Annotated in this window: 30 protein-coding genes; 12 read left to right on the forward strand and 18 right to left on the reverse strand. The window is 61.3% G+C overall.

Going from position 1 to position 22,933, the window contains the following annotated elements:
* Nucleotides 1-5: 5 nt before the first annotated feature.
* Nucleotides 6-1,055 (forward strand): ferrochelatase, encoded by a 1,050-nt coding sequence (gene hemH, locus ACOQFT_RS04930; RefSeq protein WP_421596931.1) that lies wholly within the window; start codon nt 6-8, stop codon nt 1,053-1,055.
* Nucleotides 1,056-1,144: 89 nt separating this feature from the next.
* Here hemH and ACOQFT_RS04935 read toward each other — a convergent pair whose 3' ends face one another.
* Complete coding sequence (locus tag ACOQFT_RS04935) at nt 1,145-1,327, reverse strand: hypothetical protein (RefSeq protein WP_010442520.1); 183 nt, start codon at nt 1,325-1,327, stop codon at nt 1,145-1,147.
* 140 nt (nt 1,328-1,467) lie between these two features.
* Entirely contained in the window at nt 1,468-2,067 is a 600-nt protein-coding gene (locus ACOQFT_RS04940) for a L,D-transpeptidase (RefSeq protein ID WP_421596933.1), read from the reverse strand.
* 168 nt (nt 2,068-2,235) lie between these two features.
* On the opposite strand from ACOQFT_RS04940, the gene ACOQFT_RS04945 reads away from it, so the two are divergent.
* On the forward strand, nt 2,236-2,751 hold the full coding sequence (locus ACOQFT_RS04945; protein WP_421596935.1) for a CAP domain-containing protein: 516 nt from the start codon (nt 2,236-2,238) through the stop codon (nt 2,749-2,751).
* Between the two features lie 66 nt (nt 2,752-2,817).
* Here the strand turns inward: ACOQFT_RS04945 and ACOQFT_RS04950 are convergent, their stop codons facing one another.
* From ACOQFT_RS04950 to ACOQFT_RS04980, 7 genes are all read right to left on the reverse strand, one after another.
* Nucleotides 2,818-3,282: a PTS sugar transporter subunit IIA gene (locus ACOQFT_RS04950; protein ID WP_170674368.1), complete on the reverse strand. Its 465-nt coding sequence runs from the start codon at nt 3,280-3,282 to the stop codon at nt 2,818-2,820.
* A gap of 62 nt (nt 3,283-3,344) precedes the next feature.
* On the reverse strand, nt 3,345-3,908 hold the full coding sequence (gene hpf, locus ACOQFT_RS04955) for a ribosome hibernation-promoting factor, HPF/YfiA family (protein WP_421596937.1): 564 nt from the start codon (nt 3,906-3,908) through the stop codon (nt 3,345-3,347).
* A gap of 252 nt (nt 3,909-4,160) precedes the next feature.
* The gene (gene lptB, locus ACOQFT_RS04960; protein ID WP_170447358.1) at nt 4,161-4,919 is read right to left on the reverse strand and encodes an LPS export ABC transporter ATP-binding protein; all 759 of its coding nucleotides are present in this window, start codon (nt 4,917-4,919) and stop codon (nt 4,161-4,163) included.
* Entirely contained in the window at nt 4,919-5,410 is a 492-nt protein-coding gene (locus ACOQFT_RS04965) for an LptA/OstA family protein (protein WP_421596939.1), read from the reverse strand. The genes lptB and ACOQFT_RS04965 overlap by 1 nt, the downstream gene beginning before the upstream one ends.
* A gap of 3 nt (nt 5,411-5,413) precedes the next feature.
* The gene (gene lptC, locus ACOQFT_RS04970; protein WP_170447362.1) at nt 5,414-6,013 is read right to left on the reverse strand and encodes an LPS export ABC transporter periplasmic protein LptC; all 600 of its coding nucleotides are present in this window, start codon (nt 6,011-6,013) and stop codon (nt 5,414-5,416) included.
* A 15-nt stretch (nt 6,014-6,028) separates the two neighbouring features.
* Nucleotides 6,029-6,991, reverse strand: a complete 963-nt coding sequence (locus ACOQFT_RS04975; RefSeq protein WP_421596941.1) for a KpsF/GutQ family sugar-phosphate isomerase — start codon at nt 6,989-6,991, stop codon at nt 6,029-6,031.
* Nucleotides 6,988-7,602 carry a ribonuclease D gene (locus ACOQFT_RS04980; protein ID WP_421596943.1) on the reverse strand — a complete coding sequence of 205 codons (615 nt, stop codon included), beginning with the start codon at nt 7,600-7,602 and terminating at the stop codon, nt 6,988-6,990. Before ACOQFT_RS04980 ends, ACOQFT_RS04975 begins: the two co-directional genes overlap by 4 nt.
* Before the next feature lie 198 nt (nt 7,603-7,800).
* Between ACOQFT_RS04980 and ACOQFT_RS04985 the strand changes: the two genes are divergently transcribed.
* The 7 genes from ACOQFT_RS04985 to ACOQFT_RS05015 all read left to right on the forward strand — a co-directional run bounded on the left by ACOQFT_RS04985 (nt 7,801) and on the right by ACOQFT_RS05015 (nt 14,595).
* Nucleotides 7,801-9,033, forward strand: a complete 1,233-nt coding sequence (locus ACOQFT_RS04985; RefSeq protein WP_421597017.1) for an MFS transporter — start codon at nt 7,801-7,803, stop codon at nt 9,031-9,033.
* A 35-nt stretch (nt 9,034-9,068) separates the two neighbouring features.
* Nucleotides 9,069-9,497 carry an Lrp/AsnC family transcriptional regulator gene (locus tag ACOQFT_RS04990; protein ID WP_421596944.1) on the forward strand — a complete coding sequence of 143 codons (429 nt, stop codon included), beginning with the start codon at nt 9,069-9,071 and terminating at the stop codon, nt 9,495-9,497.
* A 73-nt stretch (nt 9,498-9,570) separates the two neighbouring features.
* Entirely contained in the window at nt 9,571-10,263 is a 693-nt protein-coding gene (locus tag ACOQFT_RS04995; RefSeq protein WP_421596945.1) for a lytic transglycosylase domain-containing protein, read from the forward strand.
* A gap of 69 nt (nt 10,264-10,332) precedes the next feature.
* Complete coding sequence (gene flhA, locus ACOQFT_RS05000) at nt 10,333-12,360, forward strand: flagellar biosynthesis protein FlhA (RefSeq protein ID WP_421597018.1); 2,028 nt, start codon at nt 10,333-10,335, stop codon at nt 12,358-12,360.
* Nucleotides 12,357-13,130: a flagellar biosynthetic protein FliR gene (locus ACOQFT_RS05005; protein ID WP_421596946.1), complete on the forward strand. Its 774-nt coding sequence runs from the start codon at nt 12,357-12,359 to the stop codon at nt 13,128-13,130. The genes flhA and ACOQFT_RS05005 overlap by 4 nt, the downstream gene beginning before the upstream one ends.
* Entirely contained in the window at nt 13,127-14,215 is a 1,089-nt protein-coding gene (gene flhB / locus ACOQFT_RS05010; protein WP_421596947.1) for a flagellar type III secretion system protein FlhB, read from the forward strand. Before ACOQFT_RS05005 ends, flhB begins: the two co-directional genes overlap by 4 nt.
* Complete coding sequence (locus ACOQFT_RS05015) at nt 14,212-14,595, forward strand: hypothetical protein (protein ID WP_421596948.1); 384 nt, start codon at nt 14,212-14,214, stop codon at nt 14,593-14,595. The genes flhB and ACOQFT_RS05015 overlap by 4 nt, the downstream gene beginning before the upstream one ends.
* A gap of 24 nt (nt 14,596-14,619) precedes the next feature.
* Here ACOQFT_RS05015 and ACOQFT_RS05020 read toward each other — a convergent pair whose 3' ends face one another.
* From ACOQFT_RS05020 to ACOQFT_RS05060, 9 genes are read right to left on the reverse strand one after another with little or no spacing between them, the layout of a single operon-like run.
* The gene (locus tag ACOQFT_RS05020; RefSeq protein ID WP_421596949.1) at nt 14,620-15,123 is read right to left on the reverse strand and encodes a flagellar basal body-associated protein FliL; all 504 of its coding nucleotides are present in this window, start codon (nt 15,121-15,123) and stop codon (nt 14,620-14,622) included.
* A gap of 12 nt (nt 15,124-15,135) precedes the next feature.
* Nucleotides 15,136-15,867 (reverse strand): flagellar basal body L-ring protein FlgH, encoded by a 732-nt coding sequence (gene flgH, locus ACOQFT_RS05025; protein ID WP_421596951.1) that lies wholly within the window; start codon nt 15,865-15,867, stop codon nt 15,136-15,138.
* Nucleotides 15,867-16,283, reverse strand: coding sequence for a flagellar basal body P-ring formation chaperone FlgA (gene flgA / locus ACOQFT_RS05030; RefSeq protein WP_421596952.1), 417 nt, complete (start codon nt 16,281-16,283; stop codon nt 15,867-15,869). The genes flgH and flgA overlap by 1 nt, the downstream gene beginning before the upstream one ends.
* Nucleotides 16,283-17,068: a flagellar basal-body rod protein FlgG gene (gene flgG, locus ACOQFT_RS05035; RefSeq protein ID WP_421596953.1), complete on the reverse strand. Its 786-nt coding sequence runs from the start codon at nt 17,066-17,068 to the stop codon at nt 16,283-16,285. The genes flgA and flgG overlap by 1 nt, the downstream gene beginning before the upstream one ends.
* A 22-nt stretch (nt 17,069-17,090) precedes the next feature.
* The gene (locus ACOQFT_RS05040) at nt 17,091-17,801 is read right to left on the reverse strand and encodes a flagellar hook-basal body complex protein (RefSeq protein WP_421596954.1); all 711 of its coding nucleotides are present in this window, start codon (nt 17,799-17,801) and stop codon (nt 17,091-17,093) included.
* The gene (locus tag ACOQFT_RS05045) at nt 17,801-18,073 is read right to left on the reverse strand and encodes a flagellar biosynthetic protein FliQ (protein WP_058282142.1); all 273 of its coding nucleotides are present in this window, start codon (nt 18,071-18,073) and stop codon (nt 17,801-17,803) included. Before ACOQFT_RS05045 ends, ACOQFT_RS05040 begins: the two co-directional genes overlap by 1 nt.
* A 4-nt stretch (nt 18,074-18,077) precedes the next feature.
* The gene (fliE, locus tag ACOQFT_RS05050) at nt 18,078-18,368 is read right to left on the reverse strand and encodes a flagellar hook-basal body complex protein FliE (RefSeq protein WP_170405836.1); all 291 of its coding nucleotides are present in this window, start codon (nt 18,366-18,368) and stop codon (nt 18,078-18,080) included.
* A gap of 12 nt (nt 18,369-18,380) precedes the next feature.
* Nucleotides 18,381-18,767 carry a flagellar basal body rod protein FlgC gene (flgC, locus tag ACOQFT_RS05055; protein ID WP_421596955.1) on the reverse strand — a complete coding sequence of 129 codons (387 nt, stop codon included), beginning with the start codon at nt 18,765-18,767 and terminating at the stop codon, nt 18,381-18,383.
* A 12-nt stretch (nt 18,768-18,779) separates the two neighbouring features.
* Nucleotides 18,780-19,166: a FlgB family protein gene (locus ACOQFT_RS05060; RefSeq protein WP_421597019.1), complete on the reverse strand. Its 387-nt coding sequence runs from the start codon at nt 19,164-19,166 to the stop codon at nt 18,780-18,782.
* A 105-nt stretch (nt 19,167-19,271) separates the two neighbouring features.
* On the opposite strand from ACOQFT_RS05060, the gene ACOQFT_RS05065 reads away from it, so the two are divergent.
* From ACOQFT_RS05065 to ACOQFT_RS05075, 3 genes are all read left to right on the forward strand, one after another.
* Complete coding sequence (locus ACOQFT_RS05065) at nt 19,272-20,591, forward strand: FliI/YscN family ATPase (RefSeq protein ID WP_421597020.1); 1,320 nt, start codon at nt 19,272-19,274, stop codon at nt 20,589-20,591.
* 86 nt (nt 20,592-20,677) lie between these two features.
* On the forward strand, nt 20,678-21,514 hold the full coding sequence (locus ACOQFT_RS05070; protein ID WP_421596956.1) for a flagellar motor protein MotB: 837 nt from the start codon (nt 20,678-20,680) through the stop codon (nt 21,512-21,514).
* Between the two features lie 98 nt (nt 21,515-21,612).
* Entirely contained in the window at nt 21,613-22,908 is a 1,296-nt protein-coding gene (locus ACOQFT_RS05075) for a flagellar hook protein FlgE (protein ID WP_421596957.1), read from the forward strand.
* Nucleotides 22,909-22,933 lie beyond the last annotated feature (25 nt).

Raw genomic sequence — 22,933 nt, forward strand, 5'->3', positions numbered from 1 at the left:
CCGACATGTTTGACGCCACTCGCCCATCCCACGCCCCCGCAGACCACCCCAAGGTCAAGATGGGCCGCGTCGGTATTCTGCTGGCCAATCTGGGCACGCCGGACGATTACAGCTATTGGCCGATGCGCCGCTATCTGAACGAGTTTCTGTCGGATCAGCGTGTGATCGACTATCCCAAGTGGAAATGGCAGCCGATCCTGCAGGGTATCATCCTGACCAAACGCCCCTTCAGCTCGGGCGAGGCCTACAAGTCGATCTGGAACCACGACAAGGGCGAAAGTCCGCTGATGACGATCACCAAGGACCAGACCGCCAAGCTGCGCGACGCGATGCAGGCGCGCTATGGCGACCGTGTTCTGGTTGATTTCTGTATGCGGTACGGAAACCCATCGACCAAGTCCAAGGTGCGCGAGATGGTCGCAGCAGGCTGCGACCGCATCCTGTTCTTCCCACTCTATCCGCAATACGCCGGTGCGACGACAGCCACCGCCAACGACCAGTTCTTCCGCGCCCTGATGGAGGAAGCCTGGCAGCCCGCCACCCGCACCGTGCCCGCCTATTTCGACGAACCCGCCTATATCGACGCTTTGGCCGATTCGGTGGAAAAAGCCTATGCCGCGATGCCGGTTGAACCTGACATTCTGGTCGTTTCATACCACGGAATGCCGGAACGCTATTTGCAGCAGGGCGACCCGTACCACTGCCAATGCGCAAAAACCTCGCGGTTGCTGAAGGAACGGCTGGGTTGGTCGGACGACCGGCTTGTATCGACCTTCCAGTCCCGATTCGGCCCCGAGGAATGGTTGAAGCCCTATACGGTCGATCACGTGGCCGAACTGGCCCGGCAGGGCAAAAAGAACATCGCCGTGATAGCCCCGGCGTTTTCCGCCGATTGCATTGAAACGCTGGAAGAGATCAACGAAGAGATTCGGGAAAGCTTTGAGGAAGCAGGCGGCGAGAGCTTTACCTATATCCCCTGCCTGAACGATGATGATTCGCACATCGCGGCCCTGGGCAAGGTGATTGAAAACAACCTGAAGGGCTGGCTGGACTGACCGGCCCCTTCAAACAGACCCGGTCAAGCAGACATGAAAAAAGGCGGTGGATTGCTCCACCGCCTTTTCTCTAGATGACGCTCGTCAAATTAGCTTGCTGCAACAGCTGCGGCAACTACGACCAGCAGGATCAGCGGCAGGATGATGCCCTGCGACGAACCTTGAGTTTCCTCGACAACAACCGGTGCTTCAACAACCGGCTCTTCCAGGTTGCCAGCATAGGCGGTCGATGCAGCAGCAGTCAGTGCAGCGGCGAGAACGAGTTTCTTCATATTAACCTCCAGAATTTGCACGGTTCCAAATAGCGAAACCGCACACCCAAGACTTACCTCGTACGTTTTTTCTAATCAGCTATCCAACTGGAATGCAATTGCAACTTGCGCCGCAAGCGGGTTCGTGCGCGAAAATGTCGTCAAATAAGCAACACTTGCGTGCCGACCTGCGCCATTGAGAACAATTCCGCGATATCCTCGTTGAAAAGACCGATGCAGCCGTTAGACGATCTGCGCCCGATTTTGCGCGTATCGTGGGTGCCGTGGATGCGATAGTACTTCCAGCCCAGATACAAAGCGTGTGTTCCCAACGGGTTATCCGGCCCCGGAGGGATATAGTCCGGCCATTCCGGATTGCGCTTCTTCATCGACGGCGTTGGCGACCAGCTTGGCCCTTCGACCTTGCGGACCACGCTGGTGCGGCCGCGGCGGGTCAGCTCCTCGGTCAGCGGCACGGAAGAGGGGTACAGTTTGTATACCCGCTGGTCGTCGGACCAGTAGTGCAGTGCGCGCGAGACGGTATCGACCAGAATGGCCCCGTTATTCGTATTGGAAAAATAGGGCTGCCAGTCCAGCGCGCGGAACCCCGAGATGTTGCGACGTACATCTGGTTCCGGCTCGGGCGCGGGGCGCAGCGGGTCGCCGGGGATATATTGGGCAACCGCGGGCGAGGCCAGCAGGGCCGACGCTCCGGCCAGGAATCCCCGGCGTGAGGGCGCGAGATAGTGTTTTTTGACCATGACGGGCGGTCCTTTTCTAAGGCCAGTCTGAATTTCCGCGTATTTTATGGCCAGAATGCTTCAGTCGCAAATCAAACCGGCAGAATCACGCGGAACCGGGCCAATGTGCGTTTGCCCAAGGCGGCCTGTCGCGCTATGCCCTAGGTTAAATCAAACATCAGGTCGATCATGACGCGTATCATTTCATTACTATTTGCCTGCTTTGTGGCGCTGTCCGCATGTACTCCCGGCGGCACGCCGACATATGGATCGGACGGGCGGCCGCTGCCGACGGTCTACAAGATCCGGGGCAATCCCGAAAAACTGCAGTTCCGTATGCTTGATTCGGTCAACGCGCTGCGCCAGGCCCAGGGCCTGCCGGCGGTGCAGCTGAATTCACAACTCAATGCCGCCGCAGCCACCCATGCCAAGGACATGGCGCGCCAGAACCGCCCCTGGCACTTTGGATCCGACGGCTCGTCGCCGCTGGATCGGGCCCAGCGCGTTGGCTATTACGGAACCTTCCTGGGTGAAGCGATCTCTGAGACCTATGAGACCGAGACCGAAACTCTGGCCGCCTGGATGCAGGAACCCGGCCCGCGCTCGGTGATCATGGACCCCAAGGCGACGCAGATGGGCTTTGCCTGGCATCAGGAAGGCGGCGGCAAGATCTGGTGGACGCTGGAAATGGGCGCAGGCGGGTAACCGCAGCCCTGTCCGAAAACGAAAAAGCCCCCGGACATCCGGGGGCTTTTTTGTAAATACAATGGCTTAAGCCGCTTGCATGGACTGTGCTTCGGTCAGAATGGCGTACAGTTTGACCGGATCGGGATTGGCCCGCAATTTCGCGCAGACCGAGGTATCGCGCAGCGTCCGCGAGACCAGCGCCAGCGCTTTCAGGTGATCCACCCCGGCTTCTTCCGGTGCGAACAGCGCAAACGCGATATCCACCGGCTGACGGTCGACCGAGCCGAAATCAATCGGCTTTTCCAGCATCACAAAAACACCGGCAACCGCCTCAAGCTCGGCCATGCGGGCGTGCGGCAGGGCCACGCCATGACCCACGCCGGTGGGCCCCAGACTTTCCCGCTCCAGCAGCCCGTCGACAACGATCTGAGCCTCAAGACCCAGAGTCGCTTCGGCTACATCGGCGATTTCCTGAAACAGCCGCTTCTTGCTGGATGCGGCGGACAATACACGCACTGCTTCGGGCTTCAGTATGCTCGAAAGCTCCATGATCACGCTCCATGACGAAGCCCCCACAAGGTGCAGGGGCGTGCCTTTGTTATTCTTGCCTGTTACGGATCGATCCAGCCGATATTGCCGTCATCGCGGCGGTATACGACGTTCAATCCGTCCTTGTTTTCATTACGGAACACCAGCACCGGGGCACCGGCCAGTTCCATCTGCATAACGGCTTCACCAACACTCAGCGATGGAATCTTGGTTTCCATCTCAGCCACGATCATCGGTTGCAGAGAATCCGGCTCCGCTGCCGACTCGGACTCGTTAGAAGCGAGGATATATGAGGACGCACCAAAGAGTTCAACCGGCTCGGAACGATCCTTGTGGTGATCCTTGAGACGCCGTTTATAGCGGCGCAATTGGGTTTCCATCTTGTCGCAGCAGGCCTCGAACGCTGCGTAGATTTCGGTTGCATGGGCCTTGGCCTGCGCCGTCAGGCCGGTGGAAAGATGTACGGTGGTTTCGCATACATATTCATGCGCAGAACGGGAAAAGACGACATTGGCATCGGTCGGACGCTGGGCATATTTGCCCACGACCTCGCCCAGTTCGGTCTGCACATGAGTCTGAAGTGCTTCGCCGATGTCGATCTGTTTTCCGCTGATTTGGTAACGCATGTGATCTCCTTCACAATTCACACCCATTCTGACGTCACGTAACGCGACGCGCTTGTTGTTATCGGGTGGGGGGTAGAGACATTTCCTGCGGTAGCCGCGCCGTTCCCCCTTCGATGAAGGGGCATCGTGATCCAGACGGAAACCGAAGAAATGCCATGGCCCAATTGAGGCAAGAGACAGCGGAAGAGTCAATCAAAACAGACGTGTATATACGTGATTTCCGTCATGCATTCGGCGCCTTTCTGCGCAAGCTCATGAAATCCGGAAATTTTCACCCAGATAGACGCGGCGGACGTTCTCATTTTCGACCACTTCGTCCGGGGTTCCGGACATCAATACCTGCCCATCATGCAGGATATAGGCGCGATCCACAATTTCCAGCGTTTCCCGCACGTTATGGTCGGTGATCAGCACGCCGATACCGCGCTTTTTCAGATCCGCAACCAGATGGCGGATGTCGCCGACGCTGATCGGGTCAACACCCGCAAAGGGCTCATCCAAAAGCAGATATTTCGGGTCGGCCGCCAGACAGCGGGCAATCTCGACGCGGCGACGCTCACCACCCGACAGGGCCAGCGCCGGCGCCCGGCGCAGATGTTCAATCGAGAAATCCGACAGCAGCTCTTCCAACCGCTCCTTGCGGCGGTGGGCGTGACGTACCGTAATGTCCAGAACGGCCGCGATATTGTCCTCGACGCTCATGCCGCGAAAGATCGACATTTCCTGCGGCAGATAGCCGATCCCAAGCCGCGCGCGGCGGTACATCGGCAAGGTCGTCACCGTCTGCCCGTCGATCGTGACCGTGCCCGCCTCGGGGAAGACCAGCCCGGCAACCGAATAGAATGTGGTCGTCTTTCCCGACCCGTTTGGCCCCAGCAGGGCCACAACCTCGGACCGGTCCAGCGTCATCGACACGTCCCGGATCACAGTCTTCTTGCGGTAGGATTTCCGCAGCTTTTCGATCCTGAGGCCGGAATTGCCCTCGGCCACAGTCAGTTCAGGGCGCGCCATCAGTTGTTGCCCTGCTGCAGAATGGTTTTGACATTGCCGGTCATCGTCGCTGTTCCGGCGGTCAGGTCGGCATTCATCTGGTCGCCGCTGATGGTGCTGGGCCCCTGATTCAACAGCACGTTGCCCTTCATCACGATCACGCCGGAATCGATGGTGTATTCGGCCCAGTCGCCTTCGGCCGCATCGGGCGGGCTGACAAGAACTACATCCTCGGTGGCTTCCATCCGTTCGATGCCCGAGCGATCCTGATTGTATATCACCAGCACCCGGTCGGCGGTCAGGCGCATTTCACCCTGGATGACGATCACATTGCCCAGAAACTCGGCCGAACCGTCCTCTTGATTGACGTTCAGCTTTTCCGAGGTCACCTCGACCGGCAGGCTGGGGTCGGCCTGGGTCGCGCCAAATGCAACCTGAGTCTCCTGCGCCGCCGCTGAAAAGGCGCCAAGGGTCAATAAAAGGCAAAGTGGAACAAATCGGAAATCGAACACAGGTTATCTTTCTGCTTTTTCAGGCTCGTATATCAGCTTCACGCCATCTGTAAAAAGAATATGCACGGGACCGTCGGTTTTTTCAGTACCAAAGCTCATGCTGCCGGCGGTGAAATTGCCGATGATCCCGGTTCCGTTGACCTGACCGGGCGCATCGCCCCGGATTTCGTCCAGTGACGTGTTCAGCAGATCAGTGGTGATTTCGGTGCCGTCGGTCGAGGTGATGACGACATCACCAACAAAGGTGGCCGAGTTCTTGTCGGGCCGGATCATGCCGGAATTGGAATCCAGCGTGATGACACCGCCGCTTGACAGGTTCATGCGGCCGCGGAATTCGGCCGCGGTGGGAATCGAGCCTTCGCGCCCCTGCGTTGCCCGGATGGCCTCGATCTGAACCTCTTCGCCCTTGCGCGTGGTACCGCGGTAGTTCGGCTGCGTCACCACCTGATCGGCAAGGCGTTCGTCGATGTCCTGCTGAGTGAACGGAACGCTGACATTGGTTTCGATGCTGCGCGACAGAAGGAAAACGGTGGACAGCATCAGGATGGCCACCAACGGCAGCACCACCTTGAAGAACTGAACCATGCGGGAATGTCCGTCCATAGCGCGACCCTCCGCCTAACCCAGACCGACGCGCAGGCAATCGTGGATATGCAGCAGCCCCTGCGCCGGACCCTGCGTTTCGGGATCAACCACAAACAGAGAGGTGATCTTGCGGTCGTTCATGATCGCCACCGCCTCTTCTGCCATGGCGTTGGGTGCGATGGTCAGCGGGTTGCGGGTCATAACCTCTTCGGTGGTCTTGTTCAGCAACCCGTCCATGTTCCGGCGCAGGTCGCCATCGGTCACGATGCCTACCAGGCGGCCCGCCTCATCGGTCACGCCAACAACGCCAAAGCTCTTCTGGCTCATGACCAGCAGCGCCTCGCTCATCGGGGTTCTTTCGGACACCACGGGCAAATCGGCGTGCATCAGGTCGCGCACGGTGGACAGCTGCGCCCCCAGCTTGCCGCCGGGGTGGAAGGCGCGGAAATCCTCGGGCTTGAAATCGCGGTATTTCATCAGCGCAATTGCCAGCGCATCGCCCATCGCCAGCGTCAGCGTGGTGGAAATCGAGGGCACCATGCCAAACCCGCAGGCCTCTCCCATCGACGGGATCAGCAGATGCACGTCGGCCTGTTTCATCAGCGTGCTTTCCGGCTTGCTGGACAATCCGATCAGCGGGATGCTGAAACGGCGGGTAAAGGCCAGCAAGTTCACCAGCTCCGGCGCCTCGCCCGAATTCGAAATGGCCAGAACAACGTCACCCTTCGAGACCATGCCCAGATCGCCGTGGCTTGCCTCGGCCGGATGCACGAAATAGGCGGGCGTGCCGGTGCTGGCCAGCGTCGCAGCGATCTTGTGACCGATATGGCCCGACTTGCCGATGCCGCTGATGATGATCCGGCCCGGCGCCTGCAGGATCAGCTGCACAGCCTCGGCAAAGTGCTCGTCCAGACTGTCGGCCAGAACGTCCAGCGCACGGGCTTCGTCGGTGACGACCTGTCGGGCGGTTCTCAGGAATGCTTCGGTATCGGTCATGAGTGCGCAAAGATATCCGTTTCGGGCCAACCGGCGAGGTCGAGTTTCGCACGCATCGGCAGGAAGTCAAAACACGCCTGCGCCATCTCGGCACGCCCCTCGCGGGACAGACGGCCGTCCAGCGCCTCGCGCAGTTGATGCAGGTACAGAACGTCCGAGGCGGCATAGTCCAGCTGCGCGTCGGTCAGGGCCTCGGCGCCCCAGTCGCTCATCTGCTGCTGCTTCGAGATATCGACGCCGATCAGTTCCTGGCACAGGTTCTTCAGGCCGTGGCGGTCGGTATAGGTGCGCACCAGACGGCTGGCGATCTTGGTGCAATAGACCGGTGCAGCCAGTGCGCCAAAGGTGTGGTACATCGCGGCAATGTCAAACCGGCCGAAATGGAACAGCTTCAGCACGTCGGGGTTTTCCAGCATCGCGCACAGATTCGGGGCCTGCGTCTGGCCCTTTTCCACCTGCACGATATGGCTGTTGCCGTCGCCGCCCGACATCTGGATCACGCACAGGCGGTCGCGATGCGGGTTCAGCCCCATGGTTTCGCAGTCAATGGCCACAACAGGGCCCAGATCCAGCCCGTCCGGCAGGTCGTTTTTATACAGATGGTTCGCCACGCGGGTCTTCCTTTGTCCGGTATTGCCCCCGAGATAGGAGGTTTGGTTCCCAAACTCAACGCTATCGATGGAATGCGGCCAAGTTGCGCGGATTTCTTGACCCGGAAGGCATTGGCGGGAAAATGATTTCGGGCGCAACGCTTCGGGTCACAAGAGGCTTTGGGGCGGGTCCGAATGGTCAAAAGGTCCAACCTGCCGATGCTGAGTGTTCTGCGAAACCGAACGTATCGCCACCTGCTGGCGGCGCAACTGGTTGCCCTGACGGGCACCGGGCTGGCGACCGTGGCGCTGGGGCTGCTGGCCTATGATCTGGCCGGAGATGCGGCGGGCATGGTTCTGGGCACGGCCCTGACGATCAAGATGGTGGCCTATGTCACCATCGCGCCCCTCGCGGCGGCCATTGCCGAACGGCTGGACCGCCGCCAGATGCTGGTGGCGCTGGATCTGGTGCGGGCGCTGGTTGCGATCTGCCTGCCCTTCGTGACCGAGATCTGGCAGGTCTATGTGCTGATCTTCGTGCTGCAATCGGCCTCGGCCGGGTTCACCCCTGCGTTTCAAGCCACCATTCCGGACGTGCTGACGGACCAGCAGGACTATACCAAAGCCCTGTCCCTGTCGCGGCTTGCCTATGATCTGGAAAGCCTGCTGAGCCCGATGCTGGCCGCCGCGCTGCTGTTGATCGTCAGCTTTGACAGCCTGTTCTGGGGCACCGGGCTGGGGTTCATCGCCTCAGCCCTGTTGGTGGTGTCTGTCACCCTGCCCTCCCCCAAGCCTACACAACGCCGGGGCACCTATGACCGAACAACCTATGGCATACGCCTGTATCTGCGCACCCCGCGGCTTCGTGGTTTGCTGGCCCTGACATGGACGGCGGCGGCGCTTAGTGCGATGGTCATCGTCAACACCGTGGTCATCGTCCGCGCCGATCTGGGCCTGTCCGAAAGCGCGGTGGCCATCGCGCTGGCCGGGTTCGGCGGTGGGTCGATGCTGGCCGCGTTCACCCTGCCCAAATTGCTGGAGACCTACAAAGACCGCAGCGTCATGCTGTCCGGAGCCGCATTCGGAACCCTGACCATGGGAATGGCCGCGGGCGCCTTCGCCTTTGCACAGGTCTCGCTGACCGGGCTGGCATTGCTGTGGGCCTGCATCGGCTTCGGCTATTCCGCAACGCTGACACCTTCGGGCCGCCTGCTGACCCGATCGGCCCGCCCCGAGGACAGACCGGCGGTGTTTGCCGCCCAGTTCACGCTGTCCCATGCCTGCTGGCTGGTGCTGTATCCGTTGGCGGGCTGGATGATGACGACGTTTGGCGCGGCGATCACGCTTGCCTGCATGGCGTTGGTCGCATCGCCGGGACTTGTGGCTGTAACCCTGATCTGGCCACGTCCGGACCGGAAAGCCGTTTCGAAAGAACGCTCTGACATGTCTTGAGCCCCCCGCCCCCTGTGCATTACACCTTGGGGATCATGGACCAGCTAGACCGCCGCATCATCGCCGCCCTGCAGCACAACGCCCGCGAGACGACCTCGAAGATCGCCGCGAAACTGGGCGTGGCCCGAACCACCGTGCATGAGCGCATTCGGCGGATGGAAGAAAACGGCGTGATCGCCGGATATTCGGTGATCCTGAACAGTTCCGAAGATGCCCCACGCGTTCAGGTGGTGGTGCTGCTGGAAGTGCAGCAAAAGGAAACCAGGCGCATCATCAACCGGCTTGAGGCCTATCCCGAGGTGAAGCTGTGCCTGTCGATCAATGGCGAGTTCGACCTGCTGCTGTCGGCGGAGGCCCCGAGGATTGAAGATCTGGACATTCTGGTCGACGAACTGGCCAAAATCCCCGGCGTGCTGCGTACCAATACCAGCGTTGTCTTCGGTCGCCGGATCGACCGGAACTAGGTGGCTGATAACCCTCTGTAAACCCAAGCGGGATTAGCTTGGCCGGGACTGATCAGAATCCCGGACCGGCAGAATGCCCCATCGTTTGATCTTTGGCCTGAGTTTCCTTGCGCTGTGTGCGGCGCAACAGGGCTTTGCCATGCCTGATGCCCGTGTGGCCGGTGTCTGTGACTCAGCCGCGCAGCGGGCTGCGCGGTCCGAAGGTGTCCCGCTGGACGTGCTGCGCGCGATTGCGCGGGTGGAGACCGGGCGCCTGCGGGACGGACGGTTGGAACCCTGGCCCTGGACCATCAATGTCGAGGGGCAGGGGTTTTGGTTCACCTCGGAATTCGAGGCGAAATCCTACGTGTTCAACATCTTCAAGGCGGGCAAGCGCAGCTTTGACATCGGCTGTTTCCAGATCAACTACCGCTGGCACGGCAAGGCGTTCCGGTCCATCGACGCCATGTTCGATCCGGATGAAAACGCCACCTACGCCGCGCGGTTTCTGAAAGACCTCTATGCCGAGCTTGGGTCGTGGCCCGCCGCCGTCGGGGCCTATCATTCCCGCACGCCGTCCCTGGCCCAGGCCTATTCCGGTCGGTTTCAGACCGTGCTGGCCCAGCTGGACCAGACCCTTCCCGCCGCTCCGAAAGGCGTGGCGCGCGACCCGTTCACCCCCGCCGCAACTCCACTGATCCCAGTCAACCTGCCGCAAAACGGCAGTGTTCTAGGGTCGCTGGTTCCACCCTCGGGCACCGCCACCGCCTTTATCTCGTTCAACTAGGAGGCCTGCGTGCCAAAGATCGACGCCCGTTCCCTGTTCTCGCCGACCGTGCTGCTGGCGCTGGCGCTGATGACGGTCATCGTGATGATGATCCTGCCGATGCCCGCCTGGGTGCTGGATGTGGGGCTGGCGGCGTCCTTCGCGCTGGCGATCCTGATCTTCACGCTGACGCTGTTTATCGAACGGCCGCTGGATTTCTCGTCCTTTCCGACGATCCTGCTGGCCTCGTTGATGCTGCGGCTGTCGCTGAACGTGTCTTCGACCAAGCTGATCATTGGCCAGGGGCATACCGGCCCCAACGCCGCCGGGGACGTGATCGAGGGGTTTGCCGATTTTGTCATGGGCGGCAGCATCTTTCTGGGGCTGGTGGTGTTCGGCGTGCTGCTGATCGTGAACTTCATGGTCATTACCAAGGGTGCCGCGCGCATGGCCGAGGTCGGCGCGCGGTTCGCTCTGGACGGGATGCCCGGCAAGCAGCTGGCCATCGACAGCGACATGTCCGCCGGGGCCATCGACCACCAGCAGGCCAAGGAACGACGCGAGAGGGAACAGCAGGAAACGACCTTCTTCGGCTCACTCGACGGTGCGTCGAAATTCGTCAAGGGCGACGCGGTTGCCGGGTTGCTGATCACACTGCTGAACCTCGTGATGGGTCTGATCATGGGCGTGATCGTGCACGGGATGCCGATCTCTTCGGCGTTCGAGACCTATGCCATCCTCACCGTCGGCGACGGCCTTGTATCGCAAATCCCGGCGGTGATCATTTCCATCGCATCAGCCCTGCTGTTGGCCCGCGGCGGCACGCAGGGGGCCACCGACAACGCGATTTTCTCGCAGCTGGGCAAGCATCCGGCCGCACTGGGAACAGTTGCGATGCTGATGGTGCTGTTTGCGCTGGTTCCCGGCCTGCCCTTTCTGCCCTTCATTCTGGGCGCGGGTGTGCTGGGCTACGCCGCCTTCAACGTGCACCGCAAACAAAAGGCCGAGGAAGAGGCGGCGCTGGAGCCCACGCCTCAGGACGAAACACCGGTTTCGCAGGCCATTGGCGACATTCTGGATCTGGACGACGTGCATCTGGAATTCGCCCCCGATCTGGTCAGCATGGTTTTGAATCCCGGCACCGGTCTGGACGCGCGGATTGCCAATATGCGGACCTATGTCGCCTCAAGCTTTGGCCTGATCCTGCCCGATATCCGCCTGACGGACCGCGCCGATCTGCCAATGGGCACATATGTGGTCAAGGTGCAGGGGGTCGAACAGGCCCGCGGCGTTCTGAACCCCGATCTGGTGTTGGCGCTGGTGCAGGACGACCGCGACATGCTGCCTGAAGGCAATGACGTGACCGAGCCGGTCTATGGCGCCCCGGCCCGCTGGATTCTGCCCAAGGATCAGGAGGCCGCAGCGATGAGCGGGGCCACCATTGTCTCTCCGCCCGAGATTCTGGCCACGCATCTGCTTGAGATCATCAAACAGAACTTTTCGCGCCTGCTGACGCTGAAATCCTTGCGCCGCCTGCTGTCCGAGATGACGCGGCTCAGCGATCCGGTCCGGGCCGAGGCCAACCGCAAGCTTCTGGACGAGCTTATCCCCGACAAGGTGCCGATCGACACATTGCACGCGGTATTGCGGCTGCTGCTGGACGAACGCGTCTCGATCCGCAACATGGCCCTGATCCTGGAAAGCGTGGCCGAAGCGCGCCTGACCACCACCCAGCCCGAGGGCATCTGCGAGCTGGTTCGGCAACGGCTGGGCTTCCAACTGGTGGCCGAGATGAAGCGCGAGGATGGCTCGATCCCGCTGATCCAGCTTGCCCCAGAATGGGAGGACACCTTCGCCACTTACCAGATCGACGCGCCGAATGCCGGGCTGGACGTGGCACTGCCGCCGAACCTGTTCAACAAGCTGGCCGACGGTGTGGTCGACAGTGTGGCGCATTCCGCCGATCACGGGCTGTTCCCGGCATTGGTCACCTCGACCCGGCGGCGCAGGTTGCTGCGCACCATCATGCACGCGCGCGGCATCGCCAACCCGGTGCTGTCCTTCGAGGAAATCGGGCTCGAGGCACGCCCCGCACTGGTCGGGACGGTGCCGGCGTGATCGTGCTGCCGCCAGAGCTTTTGCCCCAGTTGGGCGAGGGTCTGTGGCACATGTTTGCCGTCTTTCTACGCGTCTCTGCCATGGTCTCATTGCTGCCGGCCTTTGGCGAACGCAGCATCCCGACCCGCGTCAAACTTGGCATCGCGGTGGCGTTCACACTGATTGTAGCGCCGGCAGTTCAGGCTGCGGGTACCGCACCCGACCTGTTTCCATTGGCGCGGATGATTGTGGTTGAGACCCTGATCGGCGTGGTTCTGGGCTTGGGCCTGCGCTTGTTCGTACTGGCCTTGCAAACAGCCGGGTCGATTGCGGCGCAGGCGACCTCATTGTCTCAGATTCTGGGCGGTGCGGCGGCAGACCCGGTCCCTGCGATGGGATATCTGCTGACCTTGGCGGGATTGGCCCTGGCGGTGCTGCTGGGCCTGCACATCCGCGTCGCGCAGTTCCTGATCTACAGCTATACCCTGTTTCCGATGGGTTTGGCTCCGATGGCGCCCGATCTGTCGCAATGGGGCGTGCAGCAGATCACGCGCAGCTTTGGTATGGCTTTCGCGCTGGCCATGCCGTTTGTCATCGCCTCGCTGATCTATAACCTCGCGCTCGGGGTCATCAACCGCGCAATGCCGCAGTTGATGGTAGCCTTTGTCGGTGCCCCGGCCATCACCTTCGCGGGGTTGTTCCTGCTGTTCGCGGGCACCCCACTGATCCTGTCGGTGTGGTCCGACGCCCTGTTCGCCTTCATGGTGAACCCGCTTGAGGGCACACGATGAGCGGATCGGAGGACGACAGTGACAAGTCCTATGAGCCGACGCCGCAGAAGCTTCAGAAAGCGCGGGAAAAGGGCGAGGTCGCCAAATCCAACGACCTGTCCGTTGTGGCGGCCTATACCGGATTTCTCATCGCATTGTTCGCGGCCGGCCAGTTCGGCGTCCAGCATTTGGGAACCCTGTTTGTCGTCCTGATCGACCAGGCGGATACGTTTGCCCCGCTGGTGACCGACGGCCCCGCCGCCAGCCCGGTGGGCGGGATGCTGAAAACCGCCTTGCTGTCGGTTTCGATCCTGTTCGCCCTGCCCGCCACTGCCGTATTGCTCAGCCTGATCGCCCAGCGCGCGCTGATCTTTGCGCCCAGCAAGCTGAAACCGAAGCTGTCCCGCATCTCGATCCTGTCGAACGCCAAGAACAAATTCGGACGCGGGGGCCTGTTCGAATTTGCCAAGAGCTTTGTGAAACTGGCGATCTACGGCACCTGCCTGGCCCTGTTCCTGCGCGCGAACCTGAACGAGATTCTGTCGGCCAGCGCGGCCCCCGCACGATCCTCGGTGATGCTGATGATGAACCTGCTTTTTCGCTTCCTGTTCATCGTCATCGCCGTGGCCCTGGTGATCGGGGTGGTGGATTATCTGTGGCAATACGCCGAACACATGCGCAAGAACCGGATGTCGCGCAAGGAAATCCAGGACGAAACCAAGGATGCCGAGGGCGATCCGCATGTCAAACAGCAACGCCGCCAGCGGGCGCAGGATATCGCGACAAACCAGATGATGTCGGATGTACCATCGGCGGATGTGGTGATCGTCAACCCGACCCACTATGCGGTGGCGCTGAAATGGGCGCGGACGGCGGGCTCGGCCCCGGTCTGCGTGGCCAAGGGCGTGGATGAGGTCGCCGCCGCGATCCGTGCGCGCGCCGCCGAATCCGGTATTCCCATTCACTCTGATCCGCCCACTGCGCGCGCGCTTCATGCGGCCGTCGAAATCGGACAGGAGATCGCCGAAGAACACTACCGCCCCGTGGCCGCCGCAATCCGGTTTGCCGAGGCGATGCGCAAACGGGCAAAGGGACAGATCAGATGAGACGGGACGGGTTTTCACATCTCGAAAAAGTCACCGAGGCCGCGTTTCAAAAGGAATACAACACCCTGCGCCCGCTGATCGAAGCCGAGGCGCGGGTGCAGCAGCAACTGGCGCGGCTGGATACTCAGGTTCAGCAAACCCGCAAGGACAGCGCCTCGGCCGAGGGGTATCGGGTCACTGGCACGGACGTTCTGTGGAATGGATGGGAATCGGCCACTCGCCGCCAGCTGAACCTGGAACTCGCCCGGCTGCGGGCACAAAAGCTGACGGCGATGGAGGCGTTGCGCACGGCATTTGGCCGCCAGCAGGCTGTTACGAACCTGTCAGCGGCCCAGAAAGCAGCGCGCAAACGTGCGCTGAACAAGAAACTGTCCGTTTAACCGGCTACGTCTGCGCCGCCTGGATCAAACGTCCTGGCGGCTGACACTCATGATCAGGACCTGCGAGACATCATCCCCCAGATCGCGACGCGCCGTCTCAAGCAGTGCTTTGCGCAACACTTTCAGGTTGTCGGACTCGGTGAAGGCACCGTCGAACCCGCCCGTATTGGCGTGGTCGAACATGACCTGCAGAAACCCGTCGCGTAGCTTTGGCTCGACCGCATAAAAGGCCTCGGTCATGCCGGGGGTGATCTCAAGGCTCAGCGACATGGTGACCAGAGCCTCGATACGCTCGGAATCAACGACCGGAACCACAAACTGCTTGGTCAGCTTGAGGTATTCATAGTCGCTTGGCTTGTCGTTTTCCCCCGCCTTGCCATCCTTGACTTTGGCTGGTTTCTCCTTGGACTTTTCCGCCTTTTCCTGTTTGGCGGCCTCTTTCGATTCCGAAGGTGACAGCATGACGCCAGCGCCGATACCGGCGCCCAGACCGACCAGCAGAAAAATGACGGGCAACACTTTTTTCATCTCATCTGCTCCTTAATACGGCAGCACGGCATCCAGAATCTGCTGGCCGTATCTCGGTTGCTGCACGTCGGTGATCTGTCCGCGCCCGCCATAAGACACGCGGGCCGAGGCGATCTTGTCATAGGTGATCTCGTTCTGGCGCGAGATATCCTGCGGCCGCACATAGCCCGCGACCAGCAGCTCACGCAGTTCGAAATTCACGCGCAATTCCTGCGAGCCCGAAATCGACAACACACCGTTCGGCAGCACATCAACGACAGTGGCGGCCACGCGCAGCGTCAGCTTCTCCTTGCGTTTCACCGATCCTTCGCCCGTACTTTCCGAGGACGAGTCAATCTCGACTGCGTCAGCCAGTGATGCGCCGTCCGGCAAATGCTTGGCGGCGCGCTGCGGCAAACCGAACAGGCCCACGATCCCCAGGCTTTCCGAGGCCGAGCGCGACCGTTCCGTGTCATTCGAGAACTCGGCCTTTTCGTCCAGCTCAATCACGACCGTCAGGATATCCCCCTTCTTGATCGCCCGCTGATCGCCCAGCAGCGATTGCTGGCCGCCGCTCCACAGCGAAGACCGGTCGACATTGCGCTGCGGTTGTGTGTGCAGCGGCAGACCCGGCCACAACATGGCGACATGTTCGGGCGAGTCCTCATTCGGGGTGAAACTTGGCGGCTTGCCCAGATGATCCACTCGGCCACAGGCCGACACCGCAAGCACGGCAAACAACAGAGATTTCGAAAGAGCTGACATCATTTCACCTCGATTTGGCCGTCGGGCCGGATAAGACCGGTCACGGTCGTGCGGGAGGACAGGTTCATGACCCGAATGCGTTCACCGGTTGCCCCGCGCCCCAGCGCGCGGCCTTCCGCCGTGATCGACAGCGGTTTGCGGTCAAAGATCAGCACAACCAGATCGTTGCGATCCACCAGCGCCGGCGCGCCGACATCTCCGGCGCGGATCGGACGCCCGGGGTAGAGCGCGACACGGGCCTCTTGCCCGATCAGAAACTCAGGGTCACTCACCGCTCCGGGCACTTGTTGCGCCTTGAACTCCAGATCGGTGGCCGAGATGATTTCCTTGGCGCGGATGGTGCGGGTTGGCACGACGATGTCAGCTTGTGCAAACACCGGCGTCAGCACCCCCAGTATCAGGATCAGAACCCGCATCACCGCACCTGCGTGGTTGCGCCCATCATCTGATCGACGGCGGAAATGACCTTGGCGTTCATCTCATACCCGCGCTGTGCCTCGATCAGTTCGGTCACCTCGCGGATCGCATCGACCGAGCTGTCCTCAAGGTAACCCTGCCGCAAGGTTCCCAGCCCGTCTTCGCCCGGGGTTCCGACCACCGGCGCGCCCGAGGCCTCGGTTTCCTTGAACAGGTTGCTGCCGATCGCCTCGAGCCCCTTGGCGTTTGAGAAGCTGGCCAGCGTGATTTCCCCTAACAGCTGTCCCTCGGGCGCATCGTCAAAATAGGCATAGACCTCGCCCGAGGCGTTGATCGAGATCGAGCGCGCATCGTCGGGAATGGTGATCTCGGGCGCCACCGCATACCCGTCCGACGTGATGATCAGCCCTTCGGCCGAGCGTTTCAGACTGCCATCGCGGGTAAACCCGGACTGACCGTTGGTCAGCGTCACCTCAAGATAGCCGCGGCCTTCGATGGCGACGTCCAGATCATTGCCGGTGGCCGACAACCCGCCCTGCGCCAGCTGCACCGTGACCGCCGCCGGACGCACGCCCAGACCTAGCTGAATGCCAGTGGGCAGGACCGTGCCGTCATTGGCGTTCACCGTCCCGGCCCGCGCCATCTGCTGATAGTGCAGATCCGCGAACTCGGCCCGACGCGCGTTGTACCCGGTGGTGTTCGTATTCGCCAGGTTGTTCGAGATCGTCTCGACCCGCATCTGCTGCGCGGTCATTCCTGTTGCTGCAATTTTCAAAGCCCGCATGTTGAAATCTCCTTTTCACAAATCAGCGCATCAGCGCTTTCAGCGCCCCACGCACACGTTCGTCTTCGGCTTCCAGAAAACTCTGCCCCAGTTCATAGGCGCGCTGGATTTCGACCAGCCGGGTCACCTGATGAACCGCGTTGACGTTGGAGCCTTCGAGGAACCGATGCACAACCACCGGGTTTTCCACCGGATCTATCTCGCCATCGGCGCGGAATTGCGTGCTGCCTTCGCGCACCAGCGTGCTGGGATCGGCCACGCGATAGACGCCGATCTGCCCCAACAATTGCCCTTCGATACTGAGCGTGCCGTCGCTGCCCACATCGATCGAAGCCGCGTCCGGAGGGATGAAAACAGGTGCACCGTTCACGTCCAGAACCCGGTGGCCATCCATCGTGACCAGATCGCCCTCGGCGCTTGGGGAAAAGGCGCCCGCCCGCGTCAGACGATTGCCCGATGCGGTTTCGACCATGAAGAACCCGTCGCCTTCGATAGCGAAATCGAACTGGCCGCCGGTCTGGGTCAGCACCCCCTGCTGCTGCGAGGTGTTGCGCGCTTCGGCACGGCTCATCGACAGGGACGGGTTGCCCGGTATGTCCTGGACGAATTCGGAAAACACCAGACCCTGCGCGCGGTATCCGGTGGTGTTGGCATTGGCGATGTTATTCGCCACCAGCCGCATTTCATTCATCAGTCCGGACTGGCGGGACAGGGTGACATAGGCGGTATCCATCAGCGGCCTCCTGCAATCAGTGGGATGAGGGTTGTGGTGAAGAACGTCACCAGCGTCTGGGTCATGAAACCCATGGAAATCCAGAACACGATGACGATAGCGATCAGTTTCGGTACGAAGGTCAGCGTCATCTCCTGAACCGAGGTCAGCGCCTGGAACAGGCCGACGATCAGGCCCGACACCAGCGCCACCGCCAGGATCGGGACCGAGGTGATCACCGCAACCCACAGCGCCTGACGCACGATGTCATAGAAGAGACCTTCGCTCAGCATCTCGTCAGACCGGCATCCGCAGGATTTCCTGATAGGCCTCGACCACCTTGTCGCGCACGACCACGGCCGTTTCCACGGCCAGTTCGGTCTGCGCCAGCGCCTGAACCAGCGCGTGCGGGTCAGCCTGCCCGGTCATGGCGGCCTGAGAGACTTGCTCGCTCTGTTTCAGCGTTGCGGCAAAGTCCTGAAACGTGTTGCGCAGCCCCTGCGCCAGTCCGGCGTGGTTGGGATCGGCCTGCGTGGCCGGACGCGCAACGGCATAGTTCTGGGCTGCGGTCAGGGATCGGATATCCATTCTGGTGTCCTTTTATCTTCTGAGGAGTTCCATCAGGCTCGACGACATCTGACGTGTCTGGTCGAACATCTTGAGATTGGCTTCGTAGCTGCGCTGCGCCTCGCGGGCGTCGGCGATCTCGATCATCAGATCGACATTCGATCCGCGATAATGACCGGTTTCATCCGCCATCGGGTGGCCGGGGTCATAGATGCGTGTCCCGTCGCGGCGGTCCAGCTTGACGCGCCCGGCCTGCACCACTTCGCGCCCGTCCTTCTGCACCGTCTCGAACGGCACCGTCTTGCGGCGGTAGCCGGGTGTATCAGCATTCGAGATATTCTCAGACACATGCCGCAGCCGCGCCGATTGCGCACGCAGGGCGCTGGTCGAGGCAGAGAGGGAATGGGAAAAATCACTCATGTCTGGCGCTCCTTACGACCGGCCAATGCTGCTGCGCAGAATGTTCATCGAGGATTTGTAGATCGTCAGTGCGCGGTCATGCTGGCGCTTGACCTCGACCGCTTTGAACATCTCTTCCTCGATGGACACACCGTTGCCGTTGGGGTCGCCCGAAGGCGCGACCTCATATTCGGCCCAGGGCTGCGGGCCAGAGGCACCGTTCAGGTGGCCAGCCCGCGTGGCGGTCATAGCAACCTCGCGGCCCGAGTTTTCGAATGCTTTCTGAAAGGCCTCGATATCGCGGGGCTGGTAGCCCGGCGTATCCGCATTGGCCATGTTGCGCGCGATGACTGCCTGCCGTTGCCCGGCATGGGTTGCCATTGCGTGCGCGGTCTTAAAGACGTTCAGGTCATAGAACATCGGGGCTTCTCCCTCGATCAATTTCAATCAAGGCTTAACCCCGATTCCTTTAGAAAGCGTTTTCAGAAACCCGTTGGAGAACCCACGATGTCCGATCTCGACCCGATGCTTCTGAAATGCGAATTCGACCGCCTGTCGGCGGTCCGCCATATGGGCCGCGTGTCCGGCGTGGCGCGGGGTGTCATTGAAATACAAGGGCTTGAGGGGCAGGCGCGGATCGGCGACCACCTGACCTTGCGGCGACGCAGCGGGCCGGATCTGCCGGGCGAGGTGCTGCATGTCGAATCGGATGTGATTCACATGATGCCGACCGCCGCACCCGATGGGGTCTGTCTGGGCGACCGGGTGATTCTGGATCAGACACCGGCTTTTGCACCGGGGATGCACTGGCTGGGGCGCGTGGTTGACCCGTTCGGTAAGCCACTGGACGGAAAGCCCCTGCTGTCGGGCGTGCAGGAGCAGGATATCATGCGCGCGCCGCCCCCAGCCGTGGCGCGCAAACCGCTGGGCGCGCGGATGGAGACCGGGCTGGCGATGCTCAACACCATGCTGCCCGTGGTGCAAGGACAGCGCATTGGCCTGTTCGCCGGGTCAGGTGTGGGTAAATCCACCCTGCTGGCGACATTGGCGAAATCGATGCAGGCGGATGCGGTCGTGGTGGCGCTGGTGGGCGAACGCGGGCGCGAAGTGAATGAATTCGTCGAACAGGCGCTGGGGGCCGAGGGGATGAAACGCTCGGTCGTGGTGGCGGCAACCTCGGACCAGTCGGCGCTGGCACGCAGGCGCTGCGCCTGGTCAGCGATGTCAGTGGCGGAATATTTGCGCGATCAAGGGCTGAACGTGTTGTTCCTGGCCGATTCGGTGACCCGCTTTGCCGAAGCGCATCGGGAGATTGCCGTCGCGATGGGCGAATCTGCTTCGCTGCGCGGATTCCCCCCGTCGGTCACGCCGCTGATTGCCGGTCTCTGCGAACGCGCCGGACCCGGCACCGCAGATCAGGGCGACATCACCGCCGTGTTCAGCGTACTGGTCGCCGGGTCGGATATGGATGAACCTGTCGCCGACATTCTGCGTGGCGTGTTGGACGGCCATATCGTGCTGAACCGCGACATTGCCGAGCGCGGGCGATTCCCCGCCATCGACCTCAGCCGCTCAGTCTCGCGCAGCCTGCCGGGCGCGGCAACGCCGGAAGAAAACCAGATGATCTCGGAAACCCGCAAGCTGGTCGGCAGCTATGAACAATCCGAGGTGATGATCAAAGCCGGGCTTTATACTGAGGGTGCAGACCCGCTGCTGGATCAGGCCGTGCGCATGCACGAGGAACTGGACGCATTCTTCGGCAAACCCGAGCCGGACGGCATCCAGAACAGCTTCAACCGCCTGCAACTGATCCTGCGGCGGGCCAGCGCCAACCCGCCGCGTTAGAGAAGTCCGGACAGTTTTAAGTGTTAAGCCCACCTTAAGACCTGCCCGGCTACGCCTGTAGTCGGGTGATAAAAAAGGTGGTGGAGATGGGTGCGCAATCCAATGCGGCGCCAATCATCATCAAGAAGAAACGTGTGTCAGGTGGCGATGGTCACCACGGTGGCGCGTGGAAGGTCGCATATGCCGACTTTGTCACGGCCATGATGGCGTTCTTCATGTTGATGTGGCTGCTGAACGCAACGACCGAAAAACAACGCAAAGGGCTGGCGGATTACTTCTCGCCGACGATTCCGGTGAACCCGGTCTCGGGTGGTGGTGACGGCGCCTTTGGCGGCAACAACATGTTTTCCGAAAAGACCATGGTGATGGATGGCTCGGGAGCGGCCAAACGCTATCCCACGGTCGCCCGGCAGGCGCGCGGCGCGATCGGGGTGAACCCGGATGGCAGCAAGGAAACCTCCGAGGATTTCTCGACGCTCGAGGCCCAGCTGCTGGGGCATACCGGGGAAAGCATGGTCTCGGACAAGGTGCTGAAACACATCGTCACGCGCGTCACCGACGAGGGTCTGGTGGTCGAGCTGTTCGATACCGAGGATCAGCCGCTGTTCGAATCGGGTACGGATGAGCCGACAACGATGATGCGGGCGCTGGCGTTGCTGGTGGCGCGGTCGTCGGATCTGGTGACCAATGATGTGGCGGTTGAGGGCCATGTTCGCGCCTCGCCCGTGGTTCTGGCGCGCGATCCGTCCTGGGATACTTCGACGTCACGCGCGCAGGTGGTACGTCAACTGCTTGAAGATAAGGGGTTTGCGACCAGGCGGCTGGATCGCGTCACCGGTCACGCCGACCGGGAATTGTCAGATGAAAACCCGATGGCGGTGCGCAACAACAGGATCGAGATCATCTTTCTGCGCAAGACCTGACGGCCATAGGATAGAACGCATTTTACCTGTTAGCCCGCTGTTAAGGGGCAGTGCGTTAGCTGTTGCATCAAAGATTGACGCAACAGAAGGGCGTGCCAATGACGATTTCCTCCTCGCTGAATGCCGGTGTGGCCTCATTGAAGGCCAACGCCAACCGGCTGGCCACCATTTCGGACAACATCGCGAACTCTTCGACCTTCGGCTACAAACGGGTCGAGACGGATTTTCATTCGATGGTCACGTCGGGCCAGGGCGGCAGCTATTCGGCGGGTGGGGTCAGAACCACCAGTCAGCGGCTGATCGACCAGCGCGGACCGCTGGTGCCCACCAACAACTCGACCGATCTGGCGGTGCGGGGCCGGGGCATGTTGCCGGTACGCCCAAGCTCGCAAATCGCAGGCGGTTCGAATGAGATGCAGCTGACCACCACCGGGTCATTCCGCACCAACGAAGAGGGGTATCTGGTCACCGAATCCGGCCTTGTCCTGCTGGGCTGGCGCGCAAATCCGGACGGTACGATTCCGCCGGTGCCGCGGGACACCCCGGCGGCGCTGGAACCCATCCAGATGAGCGTCAATCAATTGTCCGGCTCTCCGACTACGTCAATGAACCTGCGCATGAACCTGCCGGCAACCGCGACCGACGCCGGCGCCCCGGGCGACACGCAGCCCCTGTCGGTTGAGTATTTCGACAACCTGGGCAAATCCGAAAGCGTCGATATCGAGCTGGTGCCAACCGTGCCTGCAGCCGGCAGCAGTAACGAATGGACCATGATACTGCGGGATTCCGCGTCTGGCGGGGCGGTGATCGGGGAATATACGCTGACTTTCACGGACAGCCGGACCGCTGGCGGCACGCTGGCAAGTGTGACGACCGTATCCGGTGGGGTTTATGACCCGACCACCGGCAGCCTTGTGGTGAACGTCGCCGGTGGCCCGATGGAGATCAATGTCGGCCAGATCGGCGATGCGGACGGCATCACGCAGTTGTCCGACACGTTCGCGCCGGTTTCGATCACGCGCGATGGATCGGCGGTGGGCACGATGACCAGCGTTCAGGTGGATGAGAATGGCTATGTCTATGCGTTCTATGATACCGGTGTCAGCCGTCGCATGTTCCAGATTCCGCTGGCGGATGTGCCCAATCCCAACGGATTGACCGCGCTGGACAGCCAGACCTACGCGCCGTCCCGCGAAAGTGGCACCTTCTTCCTGTGGAACGCGGGCGAAGGGCCGACCGGCGAACTTGTGTCTTTCGCACGCGAGGAATCCACCACCGACATCGCGACCGAACTGACCTCGCTGATTCAGACCCAACGCGCCTATTCCTCGAGCGCAACGGTGATCAAAACGGTCGACGAGATGCTGCAGGAAACCACCAACATCAAACGCTGATTTGGGTTTTGACCCGGAAAGGGGG

This window comes from Ruegeria sp. MALMAid1280 (assembly GCF_049195285.1).
GTDB lineage: Bacteria > Pseudomonadota > Alphaproteobacteria > Rhodobacterales > Rhodobacteraceae > Ruegeria.